17 protein-coding genes are annotated in these 18,615 nt (G+C 72.4%); 12 read left to right on the forward strand and 5 right to left on the reverse strand.

The annotated features are described in order from the left end of the window. Positions 1-117: 117 nt before the first annotated feature. Positions 118-705, reverse strand: a complete 588-nt coding sequence (locus NOO62_RS08820; protein ID WP_268775523.1) for a TetR/AcrR family transcriptional regulator — start codon at positions 703-705, stop codon at positions 118-120. Positions 706-927: 222 nt separating this feature from the next. Between NOO62_RS08820 and hmgA the strand changes: the two genes are divergently transcribed. From hmgA to NOO62_RS08835, 3 genes are read left to right on the forward strand one after another with little or no spacing between them, the layout of a single operon-like run. After that, positions 928-2,283 (forward strand): homogentisate 1,2-dioxygenase, encoded by a 1,356-nt coding sequence (hmgA, locus tag NOO62_RS08825; protein ID WP_268770338.1) that lies wholly within the window; start codon positions 928-930, stop codon positions 2,281-2,283. Positions 2,284-2,310: 27 nt separating this feature from the next. Beyond that, on the forward strand, positions 2,311-3,060 hold the full coding sequence (locus NOO62_RS08830; protein WP_268770339.1) for a GntR family transcriptional regulator: 750 nt from the start codon (positions 2,311-2,313) through the stop codon (positions 3,058-3,060). Between the two features lie 25 nt (positions 3,061-3,085). After that, positions 3,086-4,291 (forward strand): type ISP restriction/modification enzyme, encoded by a 1,206-nt coding sequence (locus NOO62_RS08835; protein WP_268770340.1) that lies wholly within the window; start codon positions 3,086-3,088, stop codon positions 4,289-4,291. Between the two features lie 3 nt (positions 4,292-4,294). On the opposite strand, the gene NOO62_RS08840 is transcribed toward NOO62_RS08835, so the two are convergent. Beyond that, complete coding sequence (locus NOO62_RS08840) at positions 4,295-5,023, reverse strand: TetR/AcrR family transcriptional regulator C-terminal domain-containing protein (protein ID WP_268770341.1); 729 nt, start codon at positions 5,021-5,023, stop codon at positions 4,295-4,297. 64 nt (positions 5,024-5,087) lie between these two features. Here NOO62_RS08840 and NOO62_RS08845 point away from each other — a divergent pair, with 64 nt between their 5' ends. Both NOO62_RS08845 and NOO62_RS08850 read left to right on the forward strand, forming a co-directional pair. Then, on the forward strand, positions 5,088-6,020 hold the full coding sequence (locus NOO62_RS08845) for an ATP-binding cassette domain-containing protein (RefSeq protein ID WP_268770342.1): 933 nt from the start codon (positions 5,088-5,090) through the stop codon (positions 6,018-6,020). 56 nt (positions 6,021-6,076) lie between these two features. After that, a complete protein-coding gene (locus NOO62_RS08850) occupies positions 6,077-6,859 on the forward strand; it encodes an ABC transporter permease (RefSeq protein ID WP_268770343.1) in 783 nt (260 codons plus the stop codon). A 233-nt stretch (positions 6,860-7,092) separates the two neighbouring features. Here the strand turns inward: NOO62_RS08850 and NOO62_RS08855 are convergent, their stop codons facing one another. Beyond that, the gene (locus NOO62_RS08855; RefSeq protein WP_268770344.1) at positions 7,093-7,362 is read right to left on the reverse strand and encodes a hypothetical protein; all 270 of its coding nucleotides are present in this window, start codon (positions 7,360-7,362) and stop codon (positions 7,093-7,095) included. A 467-nt stretch (positions 7,363-7,829) separates the two neighbouring features. After that, on the reverse strand, positions 7,830-8,462 hold the full coding sequence (sigK, locus tag NOO62_RS08860) for an ECF RNA polymerase sigma factor SigK (protein ID WP_398979638.1): 633 nt from the start codon (positions 8,460-8,462) through the stop codon (positions 7,830-7,832). A gap of 100 nt (positions 8,463-8,562) precedes the next feature. Here sigK and NOO62_RS08865 point away from each other — a divergent pair, with 100 nt between their 5' ends. The 4 genes from NOO62_RS08865 (at position 8,563) to NOO62_RS08880 (ending at position 14,762) form a co-directional block, all read left to right on the forward strand. After that, entirely contained in the window at positions 8,563-10,116 is a 1,554-nt protein-coding gene (locus NOO62_RS08865) for a DUF4331 domain-containing protein (protein WP_268770345.1), read from the forward strand. A 154-nt stretch (positions 10,117-10,270) separates the two neighbouring features. Then, complete coding sequence (locus tag NOO62_RS08870; RefSeq protein WP_268770346.1) at positions 10,271-11,608, forward strand: tetratricopeptide repeat protein; 1,338 nt, start codon at positions 10,271-10,273, stop codon at positions 11,606-11,608. Continuing rightward, positions 11,605-13,047, forward strand: a complete 1,443-nt coding sequence (locus NOO62_RS08875; protein ID WP_268770347.1) for a nickel transporter — start codon at positions 11,605-11,607, stop codon at positions 13,045-13,047. Before NOO62_RS08870 ends, NOO62_RS08875 begins: the two co-directional genes overlap by 4 nt. 44 nt (positions 13,048-13,091) lie before the next feature. Continuing rightward, positions 13,092-14,762: a serine/threonine-protein kinase gene (locus tag NOO62_RS08880; protein ID WP_414930787.1), complete on the forward strand. Its 1,671-nt coding sequence runs from the start codon at positions 13,092-13,094 to the stop codon at positions 14,760-14,762. Between the two features lie 26 nt (positions 14,763-14,788). On the opposite strand, the gene NOO62_RS08885 is transcribed toward NOO62_RS08880, so the two are convergent. Beyond that, positions 14,789-15,610, reverse strand: coding sequence for an SGNH/GDSL hydrolase family protein (locus NOO62_RS08885; protein ID WP_268770348.1), 822 nt, complete (start codon positions 15,608-15,610; stop codon positions 14,789-14,791). Positions 15,611-15,844: 234 nt separating this feature from the next. Here NOO62_RS08885 and NOO62_RS08890 point away from each other — a divergent pair, with 234 nt between their 5' ends. The 3 genes from NOO62_RS08890 to NOO62_RS08900 all read left to right on the forward strand — a co-directional run bounded on the left by NOO62_RS08890 (position 15,845) and on the right by NOO62_RS08900 (position 18,589). After that, positions 15,845-16,270 (forward strand): hypothetical protein, encoded by a 426-nt coding sequence (locus tag NOO62_RS08890; protein ID WP_268770349.1) that lies wholly within the window; start codon positions 15,845-15,847, stop codon positions 16,268-16,270. 1 nt (position 16,271) lies between these two features. Continuing rightward, positions 16,272-17,393 carry a GNAT family N-acetyltransferase gene (locus NOO62_RS08895; RefSeq protein ID WP_268770350.1) on the forward strand — a complete coding sequence of 374 codons (1,122 nt, stop codon included), beginning with the start codon at positions 16,272-16,274 and terminating at the stop codon, positions 17,391-17,393. Positions 17,394-17,755: 362 nt separating this feature from the next. Next, a complete protein-coding gene (locus NOO62_RS08900) occupies positions 17,756-18,589 on the forward strand; it encodes a glycosyltransferase family 2 protein (RefSeq protein WP_268770351.1) in 834 nt (277 codons plus the stop codon). Positions 18,590-18,615 lie beyond the last annotated feature (26 nt).

An 18,615-nucleotide genomic window follows, 5' to 3' on the forward strand; every position in this document is an offset into this window, starting at 1 on the left:
CAGGTCTGGCGGTCCGGACGACGTTAGGACTCGCCATCAAGCGTTAACAAGATGTTGACGCGCGAGCAATAAGCGCAAAACTCCTGGTCACGGCTGGGTCTCGGGGACGTCCAGGAGTCAGTCCAGGGACCGCGCGAAGTAGGCGTGGAGCAGGATCCGCGCTTCGTCGACGAGTGCCGGGTCCCCCGACGGGTCGGCGCGGAAGGCGAGCTGGAGGACCGCGTCGACCGCCTCGACGCCGACGAGGATGGTGCGGCGCAGCGCGGCGTCGAGCGGGCGGTTCAGGTGGAGGGCGAGCAGGGCGGCCACCCGGTCGGCGACCTGCGAGTTGGCGTCGGGCATCGCGTCCGGTGCGGAGGGGACGCCGAAGTCCACGAGGCCGAAGCCGGGGACGGTGCGCATCATCACCAGGTACTCGTCGAAGGCCGCGTCGACGGCGCCGCGCCAGTCGCCGTGCTCGATGCCGGTGACGCGGGCGGCCACTCGTTCGGCGTACGCGTCGAGGTTGCGGTGGGCCAGCGCGTCGGTGAGGGCCCGCTTGTTGCCGAAGAAGCGGTAGACGGAGCCGATGGGGACGCCGGCGCGCTGGGCGACGGCGCGGGTGGTGAGGCCGTCGTAGCCGGTCTCGTCCAGGACGGCGGCGCAGGCGTCGAGGATCCGCGTCAGGCGCTCCGCGCTGCGCTCCTGCACGGGGAGGCGGCGCATGGCGGACGACTGGGCACGGGGGCCTGGCCGCGAGTCGCGGGACGGGCCCTGCGACGGGTCCGGGGACGGGCCCTGCGACAGGTCCTGGGACGGGTCCTGGGACGGGTTCGGGTGGGGCATTCCGGGAGAGTAGAGCATCGCTCACATTCCCGCTTCCTCTTGCGGAAGGAAAAAGTGAATCCTACGGTGTCCCATAGGAATCACTGATGAGGGAGCGGTGTGATGAGCGGGGACCACGCAGGCAACGCGGACCGGACGGACGCGTACGACGCAGACGCACGCAAGACCGCCGAAGGGCTGGCCTACCTCTCCGGCTTCGGCAACGAACACAGCTCCGAAGCCGTGCCCGGCGCACTGCCGCACGGCCGCAACTCCCCGCAGCGCGCGCCCCTCGGGCTCTACGCCGAGCAGCTGAGCGGCAGCGCCTTCACCGAGCCCCGCGCGCACAACCGCCGCTCGTGGCTGTACCGCATCCGCCCCTCGGCCGCGCACCCGCGGTTCACCCGCGCCGACAACGGAGCGCTCCGCACGGCCCCCTTCGCGGAGTCGGTGCCCGACCCGAACCGGCTGCGCTGGAACCCGCTCCCCGAGCCCGCGCCCGGCACGGACTTCCTTGCGGGCCTGTGGACGCTGGGCGGCAACGGCGACGCGACGCAGCGCACCGGCATGGGCATTCACCTGTACCACGCCAACTCCTCGATGCGGGAACGGGTGTTCAGCGACGCCGACGGCGAGCTGCTCATCGTGCCCGAGCGCGGCGGGCTGCTCCTGCGCACCGAGTTCGGGCTGCTGCACGCCGAGCCCGGCGAGGTCGCGCTGATTCCGCGCGGCGTCCGCTTCCGCGTGGAGCTCCTCGACGCGAGCGCCCGCGGGTACGTGTGCGAGAACTACGGCGCCCCGTTCCAGCTCCCCGACCTCGGCCCGATCGGTGCCAACGGGCTCGCCAACGCGCGTGACTTCCGGGCGCCCGTGGCCGCGTACGAGGACGTCGAGGGCCCGGTGGAGGTGGTGAACAAGTTCTGCGGGAACCTGTGGCGCGCCACGTACGACCACTCGCCGCTCGACGTGGTCGCCTGGCACGGCAACCACGTCCCGTACGTCTACGACCTGCACCGCTTCAATGTGATCGGCTCGATCAGCTACGACCACCCGGACCCGTCGATCTTCACCGTGCTCACCTCGCCGTCCGACACCCCGGGCCTCGCGGGCGTCGACTTCGTGGTGTTCGCGCCGCGCTGGCTGGTGGGCGAGGACACGTTCCGTCCGCCGTACTTCCACCGGAACGTGATGAGCGAGTACATGGGCCTGATCGAGGGTGCGTACGACGCCAAGGCGGAGGGCTTCGTGCCCGGCGGCGGCTCGCTGCACAACATGATGTCGGCGCACGGCCCGGACCGCGAGACGTTCGAGAAGGCGTCCGCCGCGGAGCTGAAGCCGCAGAAGATCGACGACGGTCTCGCCTTCATGTTCGAGACGCGGTGGCCGGTGACGGCGACGGAACAGGCGGCCGGGGCGTCCCACCTGCAGCGCGGCTACGACGACGTATGGCAGGGTCTGGAGCGCCACTTCCGCAACTGACGCGACGCCACCTGATTCGGAGAGATTGTGACCGCTTTCGCCCCGGACTCGATCGTCCTGAATCGGAAGCTGCCGCTCTGGTATCAGGTGTCGCAGTCCCTGCGCGCCTCGATACTGGGCCGCTCCCCCGATGCCCCGCTCCGGCTGCCCACCGAGGAGCAGCTGGCGGGGCATTACGGGGTGAGCGTGCTGACCATGCGGCAGGCGCTCAAGGAGCTGGAGGACGAGGGTCTCATCACCCGCCACCGGCGGCGCGGCACCTTCATCGAGCCGAGCGCGCGGCGCGGCGCCCCCGTCCGCCTGCTCGGCTCGGTCGACGCGATCGTGGCCCAGCAGTCGGGCATGACCACCCGCCTCCTCGGCCACGGCGCCGCCACGCCCCCCGCCGACCTCGCCGGGCACTTCCCGGGCTCGGCGGAGGTCGCGACGTACCACCGGCTGCGCTGCGACGAGAAGACGGGCGAGCCCACCAACCACGCCCGCAACTACATCCGGCCCGAACTGGCGTCCCGCATCGACCTGGACGACCTCGTGCGCTGGCCCATGACGAAGGTCCTGCGCGACGTGGTGGGCGTCCGCATCAGCCGTATCACCGACACCGTCGAGGCCACGCTCGCCGACCCGGAGACCGCGCGGCTCCTCGAAGTGCCGCTGCTCAGCCCGATCCTGCACTACACCGGCATCACGTACGACGAGGACGGCCGCACCCTGGACGTCGCCCGCATCCACTACCGCGGCGACCGCTTCTCGTTCTCGGTCACGCTCGACGCGACGTGACGTGACCGGGCGGACACGTCGTACGATGCCGGGCGTGACGCACGACGAAGCGCCGCTGCTCGCGGACCTCATGCCGTGGTCCGTCGCACCGCTCCGGCCGGGCCGCGGGTGGCCGATGGGCCCGGACCCGGCATCCCTGCAAGCCCGTTGGAACGCCTTCGTCCGCGCCGCGGGGCCGGACCGCGAGGCCCTCTTCCGCCCCACCCGCGCCCGCACCCTGCACACCGCGGTCGCCCAGCTGCCCGGCCACGGCGGCGGCACGGGCCGCCTGGCGAGGGAGGCGGGACCCTGCCCCGAGCCCGTGCGCGTCCTGCACGGCCCCTTCGACGAGCAGTGGCTGATCCCGGACCACCGCCTCATCGACGTCGCCCGCCCCGAGCTGTGGCGGGTGGCGGGCGAGGGCCAGCTCTTCGCCGTCGAGCAGGGTTACGTTCCCGGGGCGGCGGGCCCCGCCGTCCTCGCGTCCCTCGTCCTCCCGGACGGCCGCTCCCCGGCAGGGCGCCCGGGACGGATACGCCCCCTGTTCCGGCGCCCCGGAGGCCGGGAGCCCAACGTGGCCCCGGGCCTGCTCGCCCACCTCTCGAACGTCCTCGGCAGCCACGAGGTCACCGCACGCGACCTCCTCGCATGGGTACTCGCCACCGGCACCGGCTCCGCGGCGGGCTGCCGGGTGCCGCTCACCCGCGACGCCGACGTCTGGACGCGCGGCGTGGCACTCGGCCGACGCCTGCTCCGGCTCCACTTGCGCGGCAACGGGGAGCGCCCGAAGCTGCCCGGCGGCCGCAGGCCGTACGTCAGGGCACCGCTGCCCGCCCGCCCCGCCGCCCTGTCGTACGACGCCGACGAGCAGATCTTGTACGTCGGCGACGAGGGCGTCATCTCGCCGGTGCCGCGGGAGGCGTGGGAGTACGAGGTGAGCGGCGTACGCGTGGTCGAGCGCTGGTTCGCGCAGCGCACGGAGGCGGGCGAGGCGGGCACGCTGGAGGCGATCCGCCCCACGGCGTGGCCCCAGACGTGGACGTCCGAACTCCTGGAACTCATCACGGTGCTGGCCCTGCTCGCGGAACTCTCCCCCGAGCAGGAGGAGTTGAGGTCGCCCCCGGAAGCCGCGGTCACCGGTCCCGAACTGCACGACGCGGGCATCCTGCCCGTACCCGACACCGCCCGCCGCCCCGCATCCGTCCTCGACCACCACGAAGAGGGCCCGGACGGCCAGTTCGCCCTGCTCTAGTCTCTAGTCCCTTCGGCCTTCCGAACGGAACGAGTCGAGGAGCCTGCGCAGCGCCCGCTCGTAGCTCTCGTCCGCGTTCCCCGGCGGCGGCGCCTGCGCCATCATCCCCGCGAGCCGCGGATACGCCCCGCCCGCCAGCCGCCCGGCCAGATAGGCGGACCGCACCTCCTGCTCCTGCTCCGGCGACCAGGGCAGGCCCCTGGTGCGCTCGGCGGCGGCGATCTCGTTGGCCACGGACGTCATCGCCGTGCCGTTGACCATGGCGATGAGCTCCATCTTCGTACCGTAGGGCGCGTCGAGGCGCTCCAGGACACCGAGGCAGTGCTCCAGGTAGCGCAGCGCGTTCGGGCTGGAGCCGTGGACCGTCGACATCACGCGCACGAGCCACGGGTGCCGGTGCAGGATGGCCCGGGTCTGCCGGCCGAGGCCGAGCATCCCGTCGTACCAGTCGCCGCCCTCGGCGTCCGCCGCCAGCTCGTACTCCCCGCTGACCGCGTCGACCATCAGCTCGTACAGGTCCTCTTTGCGCGGCACGTAGTTGTACAGCGACATCGTGCCGCAGCCCAGCTCCGCCGCCACCCGCCGCATGGACACCGCGTCGATGCCGTCCGCGTCGGCGATGCGGACGGCCGCCGCCGCGATGTCGGCCCTGCTGTACGCGGGCTTGGGGCCGCGGCCCGCACGCTCGGGGCGCGCCCAGATCACTTCGGGAGTGGCCGCTCGGCCCGCCATTGATCATCACCTCGCCCACCATGTTAGTTACGTACAGCGTACGTAGTGAGGTACCGTGCAGCACATGACTTCTACGTACGCTGTACTTAGTGAGGGTCTGGAGAAGCGCTTCGGCTCCGGCGACACCGCCGTCCGCGCGCTGCGCGGCCTGGACCTGGCCATTCCCGCGGGCACCGTCTGCGGACTCCTCGGCCCCAACGGCGCGGGCAAGACCACGGCGGTGCGGGTGCTCACGACCCTGCAGACACCCGACGCCGGGACCGCCCGGGTGGCGGGGTACGACGTGGTGCGGGACGCGGCGGCGGTCCGCGGGCAGATCGGCGTCATCGGCCAGTACGCGTCCGTCGACGGCGACCTGACGGGCCGCGAGAACCTGCGCCTCTTCGCCCGGCTGCTGCGGGCGCCGCGCGGCCGCGCCGACGAACTCCTGGAGCGGTTCGGGCTCACCGAGGCGGCGCAGCGGCCCGCACGGACGTACTCGGGCGGCATGCGGCGCCGCCTGGACCTCGCGGTCGGCCTGATCACCCGGCCCGCCGTGCTCTTCCTCGACGAGCCCACCACGGGCCTGGACCCGCACAGCAGGAACGCCATCTGGGACTCCGTGCGGAAGCTGGCCGGGGAGGGCACGACGGTGCTGCTCACGACCCAGTACCTGGAAGAGGCCGATCAGCTGGCCGACGACATCGTGCTGATCGACGGCGGCCGCGCGGCGCACCGCGGCACACCCGCGGAGCTCAAGGCGCGGATCGGCAGTTACGCGGAGGTCGTCGTCGCCGAGGACGCGGCGCTGCCCGCGGCGGCGGTGGTCCTGGACCAGCTGACGGGGGCGGAGCCCGTGCTCGACGCGGCGGCCCGCACCGCCGGAGTGATCACCCTCGACCCCGCGCTCACGCTGCCGCGCCTCGTCCGCGAACTGGACGCGGCGGGGGTGCCCGTGGTCGACGTGAGCCTGCGGCGGCCCTCGCTGGACGACGTCTTCCTGCGCCTCATCGCGTGAGCCGGTCCGTCCGCCGCCAAGCCCCCGTCCCGACCCGACCTCCGGAGGTCACCCCCATGAGCGCCATCCTCTACGACGGCACCACCATGCTCGGCCGGCATCTGCGGCGCATCCGGCACGCGCCCGCGATCCTCGTCATGACCCAGACGATGCCCATCGTCTTCCTGCTCTTCTTCGGCTACGTCTTCGGCAGCGCCCTCGCCATGCCCGGCTCCGACTACCGCGCCTTCCTGGTGCCGGGGATGCTCGTCGCGACCGCCGCCAACGGCATCATGACCGGCATGTTCACCGCCGCCCAGGACACCCACCGCGGCGTCATGGACCGGCTGCGGACGCTGCCGATGAGCAGGGCGGCCGTGCCGCTCGGGCAGGCACTCGCCGATCTGGTGACGACCGCGCTGGGGCTCGTGCCGCTGGCGCTCGTCGGGCTCGCCATGGGGTGGCGGATCGAGGGCGGGCCGTTCGCCGCCGCGGGCGCGTTCGGGCTGCTGCTGCTCTTCCGGTACGCGACCACCTGGGTCGGGATCCTGCTGGGTCTCGCCTCGCAGAGCGAGGAGGCGGCGGGGCAGCTGGGGAGCGCGACGTTCATGCTGCCGCTGCTCTCGGACGCGTACATCCCGACCGACGGGCTGCCGTCCTGGCTGCGTCTCGTCGCCGAGTGGAATCCGATCAGCGCGGTGGCGACGGCGGTGCGCGACCTGTTCGGCAACGCCCCGGTCCCCGCGGACGCGGCCTGGCCGGTCACGCATCCGGTGGCGGGGTCGGTCCTGTGGTCGCTCGCGCTGCTCGCGGTGTGCGTCCCGCTCGCCGTCCGGCGCTGTGCGCGCGGCCCGCGCTGAACCACGAACGGACGACGAGTACAGGAACCAAGTACGGCAAAACCGCACCGACCGGGGGAGTTTGGGCGATTCGGCCCGGCGGTCGATGCGGTTCTGGCTGAAACTCTGCGGTTTGAAAGGTGCACGCGGCACGGGTGATGCGTGCGGGGGCCGATGGGTGACTACGGAGCGGAGCGGAGTGGGGGGAAAGATCCGCCGCGGAGCGGCGGTTCAGTCCCGGGGACCACCCGCGGTCAGCGTCCGCCGAACAGCGAACGCCGCAACCGGCGCAGTGGCGCGAAGAGCGAGACCCGGCTCACTCGGACACCCCTGCTGCTGCGGGCGTGCGCGGCGTCACGTGAGGTCAGCTCACGCATCAGCAGCGTCGCCTCGTGCGCCTCGCGCTGCGGGACGGCGGGGCCGCCCAGCACCGAAAGGTGACGATCGAGACGCGAGCTGCTCGCGCTGCTGCCACAAGTGATCGCAGGGACACGCGCCCTGCTGCGCACTGTTATCTGTTCCATGTCACTCCCCACCCGTACGAGGGCACCCGGCCCAGGGCAGGTTAACCCTATCGCCCCATCGGTACACGCGTGTATCCCGGTCACAGGAATCACCTACCCCGTAAGGAGGTTGACGATTACTCTCCGAATCCAACTGATTCCAGGGCGAGTTGGACAAAGGGACCGACAGTGGGTCGGAGGGAGCCCGATCGCCCTGCTCCGGCGGGCGGAGGCCGGTCTCGCCGCGCGTGCGGGCGGACCGGGACGTGGGCTATCTCACGTGCGGTTTCCGCCTCTCGCGGCGCGCCGATGATGACGGAAGCGGGGAGAAGGGACCGGCTCGGGCACGCACACCTGCCGGTGACCTGCCGGGGCGTTCGGCGTAGGGCAGCCCGGCCCGTTTCCGCAGGGCGGGCGGCGCCGGGGCGGAGGCCGCGCACGCCAGGCGTACGGGGGACTTCCCGCCCCCTCGGCCCCACAAGTCGGCCTCACAGGGCGGCTTCCAGGCAGTCCCGCAGCCGCAGCAGCCCGTCGCGCATCCGGGTCTTGACCGTGCCGAGCGGCACGGAGAGGCGCCGGGCCACCTCCCGGTAGGTGCAGCCGTCGTAGTAGGCGAGCACGACCGCCTGCCGTTGCAGGTCGGTGAGGCTGCCGAGACAGCCGCGCACCCACTCGCGCTCCAGACCCGCCTCGACCTCCTCGGCGACCTGGTCGTAGGCGGGGCCCTCGCCGCGCCGCGCCGCCCGCGCCTCCCGGTCGGCCGCCGCCCGCACGCTGCGGACCCGGTCCACCGCCCTGCGGTGCGCGAGCGTGAGGATCCACGGCAGGGCGCGGCCGCGGGCCGGGTCGAAACGGGGAGCGCAGCGCCAGAGTTCGACGAGCACTTCCTGGGTCACCTCCTCGGACTGCGCGTGATCGCGCAGCACCCTGCGCACGAGGCCGAAGACCTGCCCCGCCACCCGGCCGTACAGCTCCTCGAACGCCTCCTGGTCCCCTTTCGCGACCCGCGGCAGCAACTCGTCCGCTTCCATCCGCTCCCCCGTCCCCCGACGCCTGACGGCCGCTCGTGCGGCTGTCCGGCATTCGGCGCGGGCGCCCTGACGGATGGAAACCCGGGCCAATCCGCCCCCGCGGCGGCCCCGAATGGCCTGTGTCAGTCGACCCGTGCGCACCAGTCGGCCGGGTCGGAACAGGTTCATCGGACACGCAAGGACGGATGCGATGACAGCACATGCCAGGAGCCGGCGGGGGCCTCGCGGCCTCGCCGCGCTGGTCTGCGGCGCACTCGCCGCCGGGGGGCTCGCAGCCGCCGGGGCGAGTGCGCTGGAGCCCGGCTCCGCGCGGGCCTCCAGCCACCGGGAGGCCCCGCTGATCTCGGGTCAGCCGCAGTACGACAACACGGACGTGTACGCGTTCGTCAGCCCCGACAAGCCGGACACCACGACGCTCGTGGCGAACTGGACCCCGTTCGAGGAGCCGGCGGGCGGGCCCAACTTCTACCCCTTCCCGGAGGATGCCCAGTACGACATACACATCGACAGCGACGGCGACGCCCAGGGCGATCTGGTCTACCGCTGGACGTTCGACAGCAAGGTCAAGAACGGCAACACCTTCCTGTACAACACCGGCCAGGTGACGAGCCTCGACGACCCCGACCTCAACTTCACGCAGACGTACGACATCGACCTGCTGAAGCTGAAGGACCAGAAGGTCGTCTCCACCAAGAAGCTCGCGAACAACCTGCCGGTCGCGCCGTCGCGGGTGGGCGACGCCTCGATGCCCGACTACAAGAAGCTCCGCGACCAGGCGGTGCGGAAGGTCGCGGGCGGCGGCACGTCGTACGTCGGACAGGCCGACGACCCGTTCTTCCTCGATCTGCAGGTGTTCGACTCGCTGTACGGCGGCGACCTCTCGCAGGTCGGCGACGACACCCTCAAGGGGTACAGCGTGAACTCGGTCGCGCTGCAGGTCCCGACCGCCGAGATACGCCAGTCGGACAAGCAGCCGACCGTCGGCGTCTGGTCGACGACCCAGCGCAAGAACGCCAAGGGCGACTACACGCAGGTCTCGCGGCTCGGCAACCCGCTGGTCGACGAGCTCGTGGTGCCGCTGCGCGACAAGGACAAGTTCAACGCGTCCTCGCCGTGGAACGACGCCGACTTCCTGCCGTACGTCCAGAAGCCCGAGCTGCCGAAGCTCCTGGAGAAGGTCTACGGCATCAAGGCACCGGCCGAGCCCAGGAAGGACCTGGTCTCCGTCTTCCTGACCGGCGTGAAGGACCTCAACCAGCCGCCGAACGTACGCCCGGCGGAGGCCCTGCGGCTCAACACCTCCATCAAGCCGTCGGCCGACCCGAAGCGGCTCGGCGTCCTCGACGGGGACACCGCGGGATTCCCGAACGGGCGGCGGCTCGCCGACGACGTCGTCGACATCGAGCTGCAGGCCGTCGCGGGTGAACTCGTGGGCAACAAGAACGACCTGGGCGACGCGGTGGACGCGAACGACCGGGCGTTCGGCCAGACGTTCCCGTACCTGGCACTGCCCACGTCCCCGACGCACGCGCCGGCGGCCAAGGGCGGCGACGACAACACCTCGATGCGCGGCGCGCTCGGGGGCGGGGCGGACGTGCAGGCCCCGTCGTCGTCCGACGGGTCCGGCGGGTCCGACGCGGTACTGATCGCCTCCGCGGCGGCCGGGGCCGCGGGTGTGCTGCTCGTCGGGCTCGGGCTCGCGTGGTGGCGGACGCGCAGGCGGGGGGCCGGCGGGGTCGTCTGAGCCCTCCCGGACGCCTTCCGGACCCCTACCGGGTGTCCTGCGGGCTCCTCCTCGAACGGGCGCGGTCCGCACCTTGATCCCCCTGCGGGCCGCGCCTTTCCCCTTCCCCTCTCACCCTCTCTGCTTCCGCTTCTTCGAACGATTGGTCTTCTCCATGGCACGCATCTCCGTACGGAGCGCCGTGGCCGTCGTCGCACTGGCCCTCGCGCTCACCTCGGGCGCCGTCATCGTCAACGGCGGTGACGGCGACGACGGGGCGGGGCGTTCGACGCCCGCAGCGGTCGGACCCGCGGCGCCGCTCGACGGTCTGCGCGGCGGCGACCTGGACCGGGGCGTGGAGGCGCTCCGGACCAGGCTGCGCGACCAGCCGAAGGACTTCACGTCCTGGGCCACGCTCGGCACGGCCTACGTCGAACAGGCCCGCACCCGCGGCGACCCCGCCCTCTACCGCGCCGCCGACCGCGCCCTCGACCGCTCGCTGGAGCTGCGCCCCGACTACGACGCGGCGCTCGCGGGGCGCGCCGCCGTCGCCGCCGCCCGGCACGACTTCCGCGGCGCCCTGCGCCACGCCAAGGCCGCGCTCGCCGAGAACCCGTACAGCGAACGGGCGCTGGCCACCCGCATCGACGCCCTCGTCGAACTCGGGCGCTACGGCGAGGCGTCCCGCGCGGCCGACGAGGCGGACGAGCGGCGGCCCGGCGTCCCGGTCTTCACGCGGTACGCGTACGTACGGGAGCTGCGCGGCGACACGGCGACCGCGCGACGCGTCCTGGAGCGGGCGCTCGACGGGGCGACCGCGCCCGGCGACATCGCGTACGTGGCGACCGCCCTCGGACAACTGGCGTGGCGGCAGGGTGAGTACGGGGCCGCGCTGCGCCACTGCGGGGCGGCGCTGCGGGCCGACTCCACGTATCTGCCCGCCCTGGAGTGCCGGGCCAGGGCGCGGGCCGCCAGGGGCGGGACCGCCGCGGCGGTGGCCGGGCTGCGCGATGTCGTCGGGCGGCAGCCGCTGCCGGGTCCTGTCGTCGCGCTCGGCGAGCTGTACGAGGCGAAGGGCGACCTGGCGCGGGCTCGCGAGCAGTACCGACTCGTGGACGCGTGGGCCGCGCTGGCCCGCGCCAACGGGGTCGACCCGGACCTCGACACGGCGCTCGCCTCGGCCGACCACGGGGACGAGGCGGCGGCGCTGCGGGCGGCGCGGGCCGAGTGGGAGCGGCGCAGGACGGTCCACACGGCGGACGCGCTCGGGTGGGCGCTGCACGTGAACGGGCGGGACGAGGAGGCGCTGCGGTACGCGCGGCGCGCCACGGCCACGGGGTTCGAGGAGGCGGCGTTCCGCTACCACCGCGGGATGATCGAGCGGGCCGTGGGGGACAAGGCGGCCGCCCGCGAGTCGCTGACGTCGGCGCTGCGGCTGAACCCCGGGTTCTCGCCGGTGGGTGCGCGCGAGGCGCGGGAGGCGCTGCGGTCGCTCGGGGGTGACGCGTCATGAGGCGCCGGACGCTGTGGGCGGTGTGGGCCGGTGTGGTGCTCGGGGTGGTCGTCGCGCTGGGCGGTCCCGGCGGCACCGCGCACGCGCACCCGCTGGGCAACTTCACCGTCGGCCGGTACGACGGACTCGTCGCCGGGCCGGGGCGCCTCACGGTCGACCACGTGGAGGACCTCGCCGAGATCCCCGCCGCCCAGGCCGCCCCCCGCATCCGTGCGGCGGGCCGCGCCGCCTGGGCACGGCAGCGCTGCCGGGACGCGGCCGACGATGCCCGTGTCACCGTGGCGGGACGGGCCGCGGAGCTGACCCTGGGCGCCGCGCGGGCCCGCGTCCGGCCGGGGCAGGCGGGGCTCGACACCCTCCGCGTGGAGTGCACCCTCACCGCTGCCCTGCCACGGGAGGACGGGGTGAGCGTCGAGTTCCGGAGCGGCGCGCGGGACGGCACCGGCTGGCGGGAGATCACCGCCCGCGGCGACCGGGCGACCCTCACCCGCTCCGACGTGCCGGAGACGTCCGCGTCCGAGCGGCTCACCCGCTACCCGAAGCGGCTGCTCTCCGCCCCGCCCGACACCGCGTCCGCGTCGCTGCGGATCACGCCGGGCGGCCCCGCCCTCTCGGACAGCCGCCCCGAGGAGAGGGGTAGCGGCGTGGCCTCCGTGCTGCCGCGTGGAGCCGACCGGTGGGCGCGGGCCCTCACCGGCCTCGTCGGCCGGCACCCGCTCACCCCGGCCTTCGCGGCGCTCGCCCTCGGCACCGCCGTGCTCCTCGGCGCCCTGCACGCGCTCGCGCCGGGCCACGGCAAGACACTCATGGCCGCCACCGCGGCGGCCCGCGGCCGTGCCTCCGTACGCGACGTGCTGCCGCTCGCCGCATCCGTGACCGTCACGCACACCCTGGGCGTGCTCGCCCTCGGCCTGCTGGTGAGCGGGGGCTCCGCCGCGGGTCCTTCGGTGGTCGCCTGGCTCGGCGTGGTCAGCGGGCTGCTCGTCACGGGCGCGGGGGTGCTGCTGGTGCGCAGGGCATGGCTGCGACGGCGCAGGACGGGCCGCCACGAGCACACACATGACCACGGTCACACGCATCATCACGACCACGGCCACCACCACTCCCCCGGCACCGGCCTGCGCGGCATGCTCTTCCTCGGGTTCGCCGGGGGTCTGGTGCCGAGCCCGTCCGCCGTCGTCGTGCTCGTCGGTGCCGCCGCGCTCGGCGAGGCGTGGTTCGGGCTGTCGCTCGTGCTGGCGTACGGGGTGGGGCTCGCCGTGACGCTGACGGCCGCCGGGTTCCTCGTCGTGCGCGTGGGCGCGTTCGCGGGGCGGCGCGTGGGTCCGGAGTGGGTGCGCCGCGGCACCCGGCGGTTCCTGCCGCTCGGTTCGGCCTGCGTGGTTCTCGCCCTTGGGTGTGGATTGGTGTTCAAGGGGGCTGCAACGGCGCTCGGTTGAGCTACTTTTGTGGAGAATCGCACCGCTGCGGATGGGGGGCGCCCGTGAGCCGGCCAGAGCACGTGATCGCCGGGCGGTACCGGCTCCTGGCCCCGTTGGGCGAGGGCGGCATGGGCACGGTGTGGCGGGCCCGTGACGAGGTGCTCGGCCGCGAGGTCGCCGTCAAGGAAGTGCGCGCGCCCGCCGGGCTACCGGCACCCGACGTGGACCGGCTGTACGTGCGCCTCGAGCGGGAGGCCTGGGCGGCCGCCCGCATCCCGCACCGGAACGTGGTGACGGTCTACGACGTGGCGAGCGAGGACGGCCGTCCCTGGATCGTCATGGAGCTGGTGCGCGGCCTGTCGCTCTCCGACGTACTGGCGGCCGAGGGCGCGCTGACCCCGCAGCGGACCGCCGAGATCGGTGCCGAGATCCTCGGCGCGCTGCGTGCCGCGCACGACGCCGGGGTCCTGCACCGCGACGTGAAGCCCGGCAACGTACTCGTCGCGAACGACGGCCGCGTGGTCCTGACGGACTTCGGGATCGCGCTGGTCGAGGGGAGTTCGGCGCTGACGATGACCGGCGAGGTCGTCGGGTCGCCCGAGTTCCTCGCCCCGGAGCGTGCGTTGGGGCAGCGTCCGGGGCCCGCGTCCGACCTGTGGTCGCTCGGCGTGCTGCTGTACGCCGCGGTGGAGGGCAGCTCACCGTTCCGCCAGGACACGCCGTTGAGCACGTTGCGCGCGGTGGTGGACGAGGAGTTGCCGCCCGCCCGCCGCGCCGGTCCCCTCACGTCGGTCATCGAGGGGCTGCTCCGCAAGGATCCGGCCGAACGGATGTCCGCCGCCGAGGCCGAACGCGATCTGCGGATCGTGGCCGGGGGCGGCACCCCGCGCACGGAGGCGGCGTTCCCCTACCTGCCGACGACCACGGCCGAGCGGCCGCCCTCCGGGGCGACGCCGCCCACCCCCTTCCCCGTGCCGCCACCGGGACCCGCCACGGTCGTCGGCACCCCGGCGGACGAGCCGCACCGGGACCGCCGTGCGAGGGTCGCCCTGGTGGCGGGGCTCGTCGCGCTGGCGCTCGCCCTGGGCGGCATCACGTACGCCCTGGTCGGCCGGGACGGCGACGGCGGGGGCGGCGACGACAAAGGGAGCCAGAACAGCGGCGCCGGGTCCACCGGGTCCACCGGCGACAAGGACGGGAACGGGTCGGCCGGGTCCACGGGCGGCGGCACCGGAGGCAACGGCGGCACCGGAGGCAACGGCAGCACCGGAGGCAGTGGCGGCAACAACGGCGGGAACAACGGAACCGGTGGCGACAACGGCGGTAACGGCGGCAGCACCAAGCCGCCCGCCCAGAGCGTGAAGGTGCACGTCGTGGGCGCCCACACGCAGTACGAGGGCGCGTGTCCGCCGGGCGCCGGTCAGGCGCCGTCGTTCACCGCGACGTTCACGGTGGGGCGCGTCCCCGCCACCGTCGAGTACCGCTGGGTCACGGCGTCCGGCGAGTCCGGCGACCCGGGCTGGAAGACGCTGTCCCTCTCCTCCGGCGGCGGGAAGTCCCGGCAGGTCAACCACGTGGAGACCGCGTACGACCAGGGCGGAGGGACGTATCAGAACTCCGTCCACGTCCAAGTGCGCCGGCCGGTGTCGGCGACGTCGAACTCGGTGGCGTACACGGTGTCCTGTGAGCAGGAGACCCCGACGGGCGGGGCCTCCTACACACCGAACGGATAGGTGGGGCAGGTTGGGTCGGGCGGGGGTCAGGCCGCCGCGGTGAACACCGGGAGGTAGCCACCGGACTGGCCGGCGGCGGTGGGGTGGTAGGACTCGCCGATGTTGGTCCAGTTCACGCTGTGCAGCCATGGGCTGCCCGAGCAGATCTCGTGCCCGGCGAAGGCCGACGCGACGTCGCCGAACGCGAAGCCGTGGTCGGCGGCGCGCTTGGCGGTGGCCGTGTTGAGGTAGTCGGAGGCGTCGTTGATGGCGGTCCGCTCACGCTCGGAGAGGCCCGCGAGACAGCTGCCGCTCAGCTTGTAGAAGCGGGGGTAGCCGAGCACCACGACGCGGGCGGAGGGTGCCTTCGCGCTGATCGCGTCGTACACCTTGTCGAGGTTGCCGGGGAGTGTGGAGTCCACGTACTGGCGTGCCTTGTCGATGCGGGCGATGCAGTTGCTCTCGGACTGCAGCACGCAGGTCGTCATGACGTCGGCGAAGCCCGCGTCGTTGCCTCCGATGGAGATCGAGACGAGTCCGGTGCCGCTGCCGAGCGGGCCCAGCTGGTTCGCCAGAACATCACCCGTACGAGCGCCCGAGCAAGCCGTGAAGTTGAAGCCTGCGGGTGAGTGGGCCTTCGCCCACAGAGCGGGGTAGGCGCGGGTGCTGCGCTTGCAGTCGCCGCTTCCGCTGTCGTAGCTTCCCGCGCCGACACCCGAGGAGTAGGAGTCGCCGAGGGCCACATAACCGGTGGCCGTGGCCGTCCGGTCGGTCGTCTGGTCCGCGTGGGCCGCTGCCGCGCCGGTGAGCGCGAAGGCGGCCGCAAGGAGGAGCGAGGACATGTATGCCGTGATGCGGGACAATTTCATGGAACCTCCCTTAGCAGGATTTCTGCCTCGACCGTGGTAGCACCGCTCCCCGGCCGCCGATAGTGTCCATGTCAATGAATTCCTCAACAATTCCCTTGCCCACGTGGGAAGTTCATCTACCGCTCAGGGGGGTGGCGGGGAACATCTGCACACCTCCTCCGCATCTTGACGGGCTGCCCGGGACTGCGCGACATTGAGGCCCGGCATCCGGTGCGTCGGGGGGCAAAGTCACCAATGCAGACCATCAGGATCAAATCTCCGTCATCAGACACGGGGCAACAGACCGGACAGGGCACGGAGAAGGACCTGCTGCCGCTGCTCGCCGGGGCGGCCGTCGCCGTGGGCGGCGTCGGCGCGGTGCTCGCGCTCATCGACCTGAGCTCCCCGCTGCGCGGCCCCTTCACCCTCTTCTTCCTCCTCGCCGCACCGGGCGCCGCGATCGGTGCGGCGCTGCGCGCCCTCACGCCGTGGGGCCGGGCCGTCGCCTCCGTTTCCGGCGCGATGGCCGTCAACCTGCTCGTCGCGCAGGGGATGCTGGCGCTGCACGTGTGGTCGGTGCGCGGGGGCGTCGTCGCGGTCGCGGTCCTCAGCTCGCTCATCCTCCTGCTGACAGCGGGACAGCGGCTGCGCCACCGCGCGGCGAAGAGGTGGACCTCCTGACGTGAACATCACCGTGCACCGTCCCGGCGAACTCACCGCGGCCGACCGGGCGGCGTGGACCGCGTTGCAGTCCAAGGCGCACCTCGACGGCTCGCCCGAGCTCGCCAACCCCTTCCTCTCCCCCGAGTTCGCGCTCGCGATCGGGCACGAGCGGCGCGGGGTGCGGATCGCCGTCGTACGCGAGGAGAGCGAGCGCGCCGCGTTCCTGCCCTTCCAGCGGTCCGTCGCCGGCGTCGGCCGCGCCATCGGCCTCGGCGTCTCGGACTGCCAGGGCCTGGTGCACCGGCCGGGCTTCGACTGGGACGCGCGGGACCTGCTGCGGGCCTGCGGTCTCTCGGTGTGGGAGTTCGATCACCTGGTGGGCGGGCAGACCCCGTTCGAGGCGAGCGCGTCCGGCTCCTTCCCGTCCCCCGTCATGGACGTCGACCGGGGCTATGAGGCCTATCTCGGCCAACTCCGCGCGGCGGCACCGAAGTTCACTCGCACCACACTGGCCAAGGAGCGCAGGCTCGACCGCGATCACGGCCCGGTCCGCTATGTGCACGACGAGCGCGACCCCGCGGTCCTCGCCACCCTGATGGGCTGGAAGTCCGCGCAGTACCGCAGGACGGGCCGCAGCGACCGATTCGCGCATCCGTGGATCGCCCGCCTGGTGGACCGGCTCTTCCACACCCGCTCCGACTCCTTCGCCGGACTCCTCTCGGTCCTCTACGCCGGGGACGCGCCGATCGCCGCGCACTTCGGGCTGCGCTCCGAGCAGATCCTCGCCTGCTGGTTTCCCGCGTACGACCCGGCGTTCGCCAAGTACTCGCCCGGCTTGGTCCTGCATCTGCGCATGGCCGAGGCCGCGGCGGCCGACGGCATCGCCCACCTCGACCTCGGCCGCGGCCAGAAGGCGTACAAGGACTCCCTCAAGACCCGCGATCTGACCGTCTCGGAGGGGTGGGTGGCGCTCCGCCACCCGGTGGCGTTCGGACACCTCGCGCGGCGCGGCCCGGTCAGGGCGCTGCGGAACACTGTGCAATCACGACCGGAATTCTTCGAACCGGCTGACAAAATGCTCAAGCGGATGGGTCGAATTCGATCTAGGGGCGGAGAATTTCGATCTAGGGACAAGGAATAAGGCAGTCCGAATGTGATCGCATAGATTACTCAAATCATGTGAAACGTGGGGCCACGTTCCAGGTCTTGCCATACAGTCTCAATCATCAATACCGTCGTACATCCACCCGCAACGGTCCATCACGCAATGCGATCCGGGGGAGGGCTCAGGATCGCGATGGCACCCGAGCGGGGCGCGGTAGGGGGGTGCCGTGCTCGGTGACCGCTCTTCGGCCGAGTCACGTCCCGCGCAATGCCAGCTCACTCGGCATGCACGGAGATCCATTTCGTCATGCTCAAGTGTGAACCCCCCTTTCGAACCGGATCAATTGCCGGACCGCCCGGGGGCGGGCGGTCCACCGGACGAGAGGGACCACCGGACTCATGAGTTCGTTTGTGCGCCCGGCAGACGCCGGACAAGACCCGTCGAAAGAGATCTCCAGAAACTACCGTCCGATCTCCACGCATTTGGCGATCACACCGCCGGTCAGTGTGGTCATACCCGCCATGAACGAAGCGGAGAACCTTCCGTACGTCTTCAAGACACTGCCCGACTGGATCCACGAGGTCGTCCTCGTGGACGGCAACTCCACCGACGACACGGTCGCCGTGGCCCGTGACCTGTGGCCGGACGTGAAGGTCGTCCGCCAGCTCGGCAAGGGCAAGGGTGACGCGCTGATCACCGGCTTCGCCGCGTGCACGGGCGACATCATCGTGATGGTCGACGCCGACGGCTCGGCCGACGGCCACGAGATCGTCTCCTACGTCTCCGCCCTCGTCTCGGGCGCGGACTTCGCCAAGGGCTCCCGCTTCGCCAACGGCGGCGGTACGGACGACATGACGCCGATCCGCAAGCTCGGCAACCACGTCCTGTGCTCCGTCGTGAACACCAAGTTCGGGGCCCGCTACACCGACCTGTGCTACGGCTACAACGCCTTCTGGCGCCACTGCCTCGACAAGATCGAGCTCGACTGCACCGGCTTCGAGGTCGAGACCCTGATGAACATCCGGGTCGTCAAGGCGGGGCTCAAGGTCCAGGAGATTCCGAGCCACGAGTACCTGCGGATCCACGGCACCAGCAACCTCAGGGCCGTCCGTGACGGCATCCGCGTCCTGAAGGTGATCCTGTCCGAGCGCTCCAATCGCGACAGACGCGGCGGGCGGCGCAAGCCCGCCCGCGCACTGCCCCTCCCGGCGGGGCAGGGAGAGGCGTCTTGAGCGCAGAGACCGGCGCAGAGACCGGC

It is taken from the genome of Streptomyces sp. Je 1-369 (assembly GCF_026810505.1).
In the GTDB taxonomy this organism is placed as follows: Bacteria; Actinomycetota; Actinomycetes; order Streptomycetales; family Streptomycetaceae; genus Streptomyces.

What these genes read in the sequence shown, in the direction of transcription:
- NOO62_RS08820 (WP_268775523.1), bottom strand. Translation starts at nt 705, where the DNA reads ATGCGCCGCCTCCCCGTGCAGGAGCGCAGCGCGGAGCGCCTGACGCGG.
- hmgA (WP_268770338.1), top strand. Translation starts at nt 928, where the DNA reads ATGAGCGGGGACCACGCAGGCAACGCGGACCGGACGGACGCGTACGAC.
- NOO62_RS08835 (WP_268770340.1), top strand. Translation starts at nt 3,086, where the DNA reads ATGCCGGGCGTGACGCACGACGAAGCGCCGCTGCTCGCGGACCTCATG.
- NOO62_RS08840 (WP_268770341.1), bottom strand. Translation starts at nt 5,023, where the DNA reads ATGGCGGGCCGAGCGGCCACTCCCGAAGTGATCTGGGCGCGCCCCGAG.
- NOO62_RS08845 (WP_268770342.1), top strand. Translation starts at nt 5,088, where the DNA reads ATGACTTCTACGTACGCTGTACTTAGTGAGGGTCTGGAGAAGCGCTTC.
- NOO62_RS08850 (WP_268770343.1), top strand. Translation starts at nt 6,077, where the DNA reads ATGAGCGCCATCCTCTACGACGGCACCACCATGCTCGGCCGGCATCTG.
- NOO62_RS08855 (WP_268770344.1), bottom strand. Translation starts at nt 7,362, where the DNA reads ATGGAACAGATAACAGTGCGCAGCAGGGCGCGTGTCCCTGCGATCACT.
- NOO62_RS08865 (WP_268770345.1), top strand. Translation starts at nt 8,563, where the DNA reads ATGACAGCACATGCCAGGAGCCGGCGGGGGCCTCGCGGCCTCGCCGCG.
- NOO62_RS08870 (WP_268770346.1), top strand. Translation starts at nt 10,271, where the DNA reads ATGGCACGCATCTCCGTACGGAGCGCCGTGGCCGTCGTCGCACTGGCC.
- NOO62_RS08875 (WP_268770347.1), top strand. Translation starts at nt 11,605, where the DNA reads ATGAGGCGCCGGACGCTGTGGGCGGTGTGGGCCGGTGTGGTGCTCGGG.
- NOO62_RS08885 (WP_268770348.1), bottom strand. Translation starts at nt 15,610, where the DNA reads ATGAAATTGTCCCGCATCACGGCATACATGTCCTCGCTCCTCCTTGCG.
- NOO62_RS08890 (WP_268770349.1), top strand. Translation starts at nt 15,845, where the DNA reads ATGCAGACCATCAGGATCAAATCTCCGTCATCAGACACGGGGCAACAG.
- NOO62_RS08900 (WP_268770351.1), top strand. Translation starts at nt 17,756, where the DNA reads ATGAGTTCGTTTGTGCGCCCGGCAGACGCCGGACAAGACCCGTCGAAA.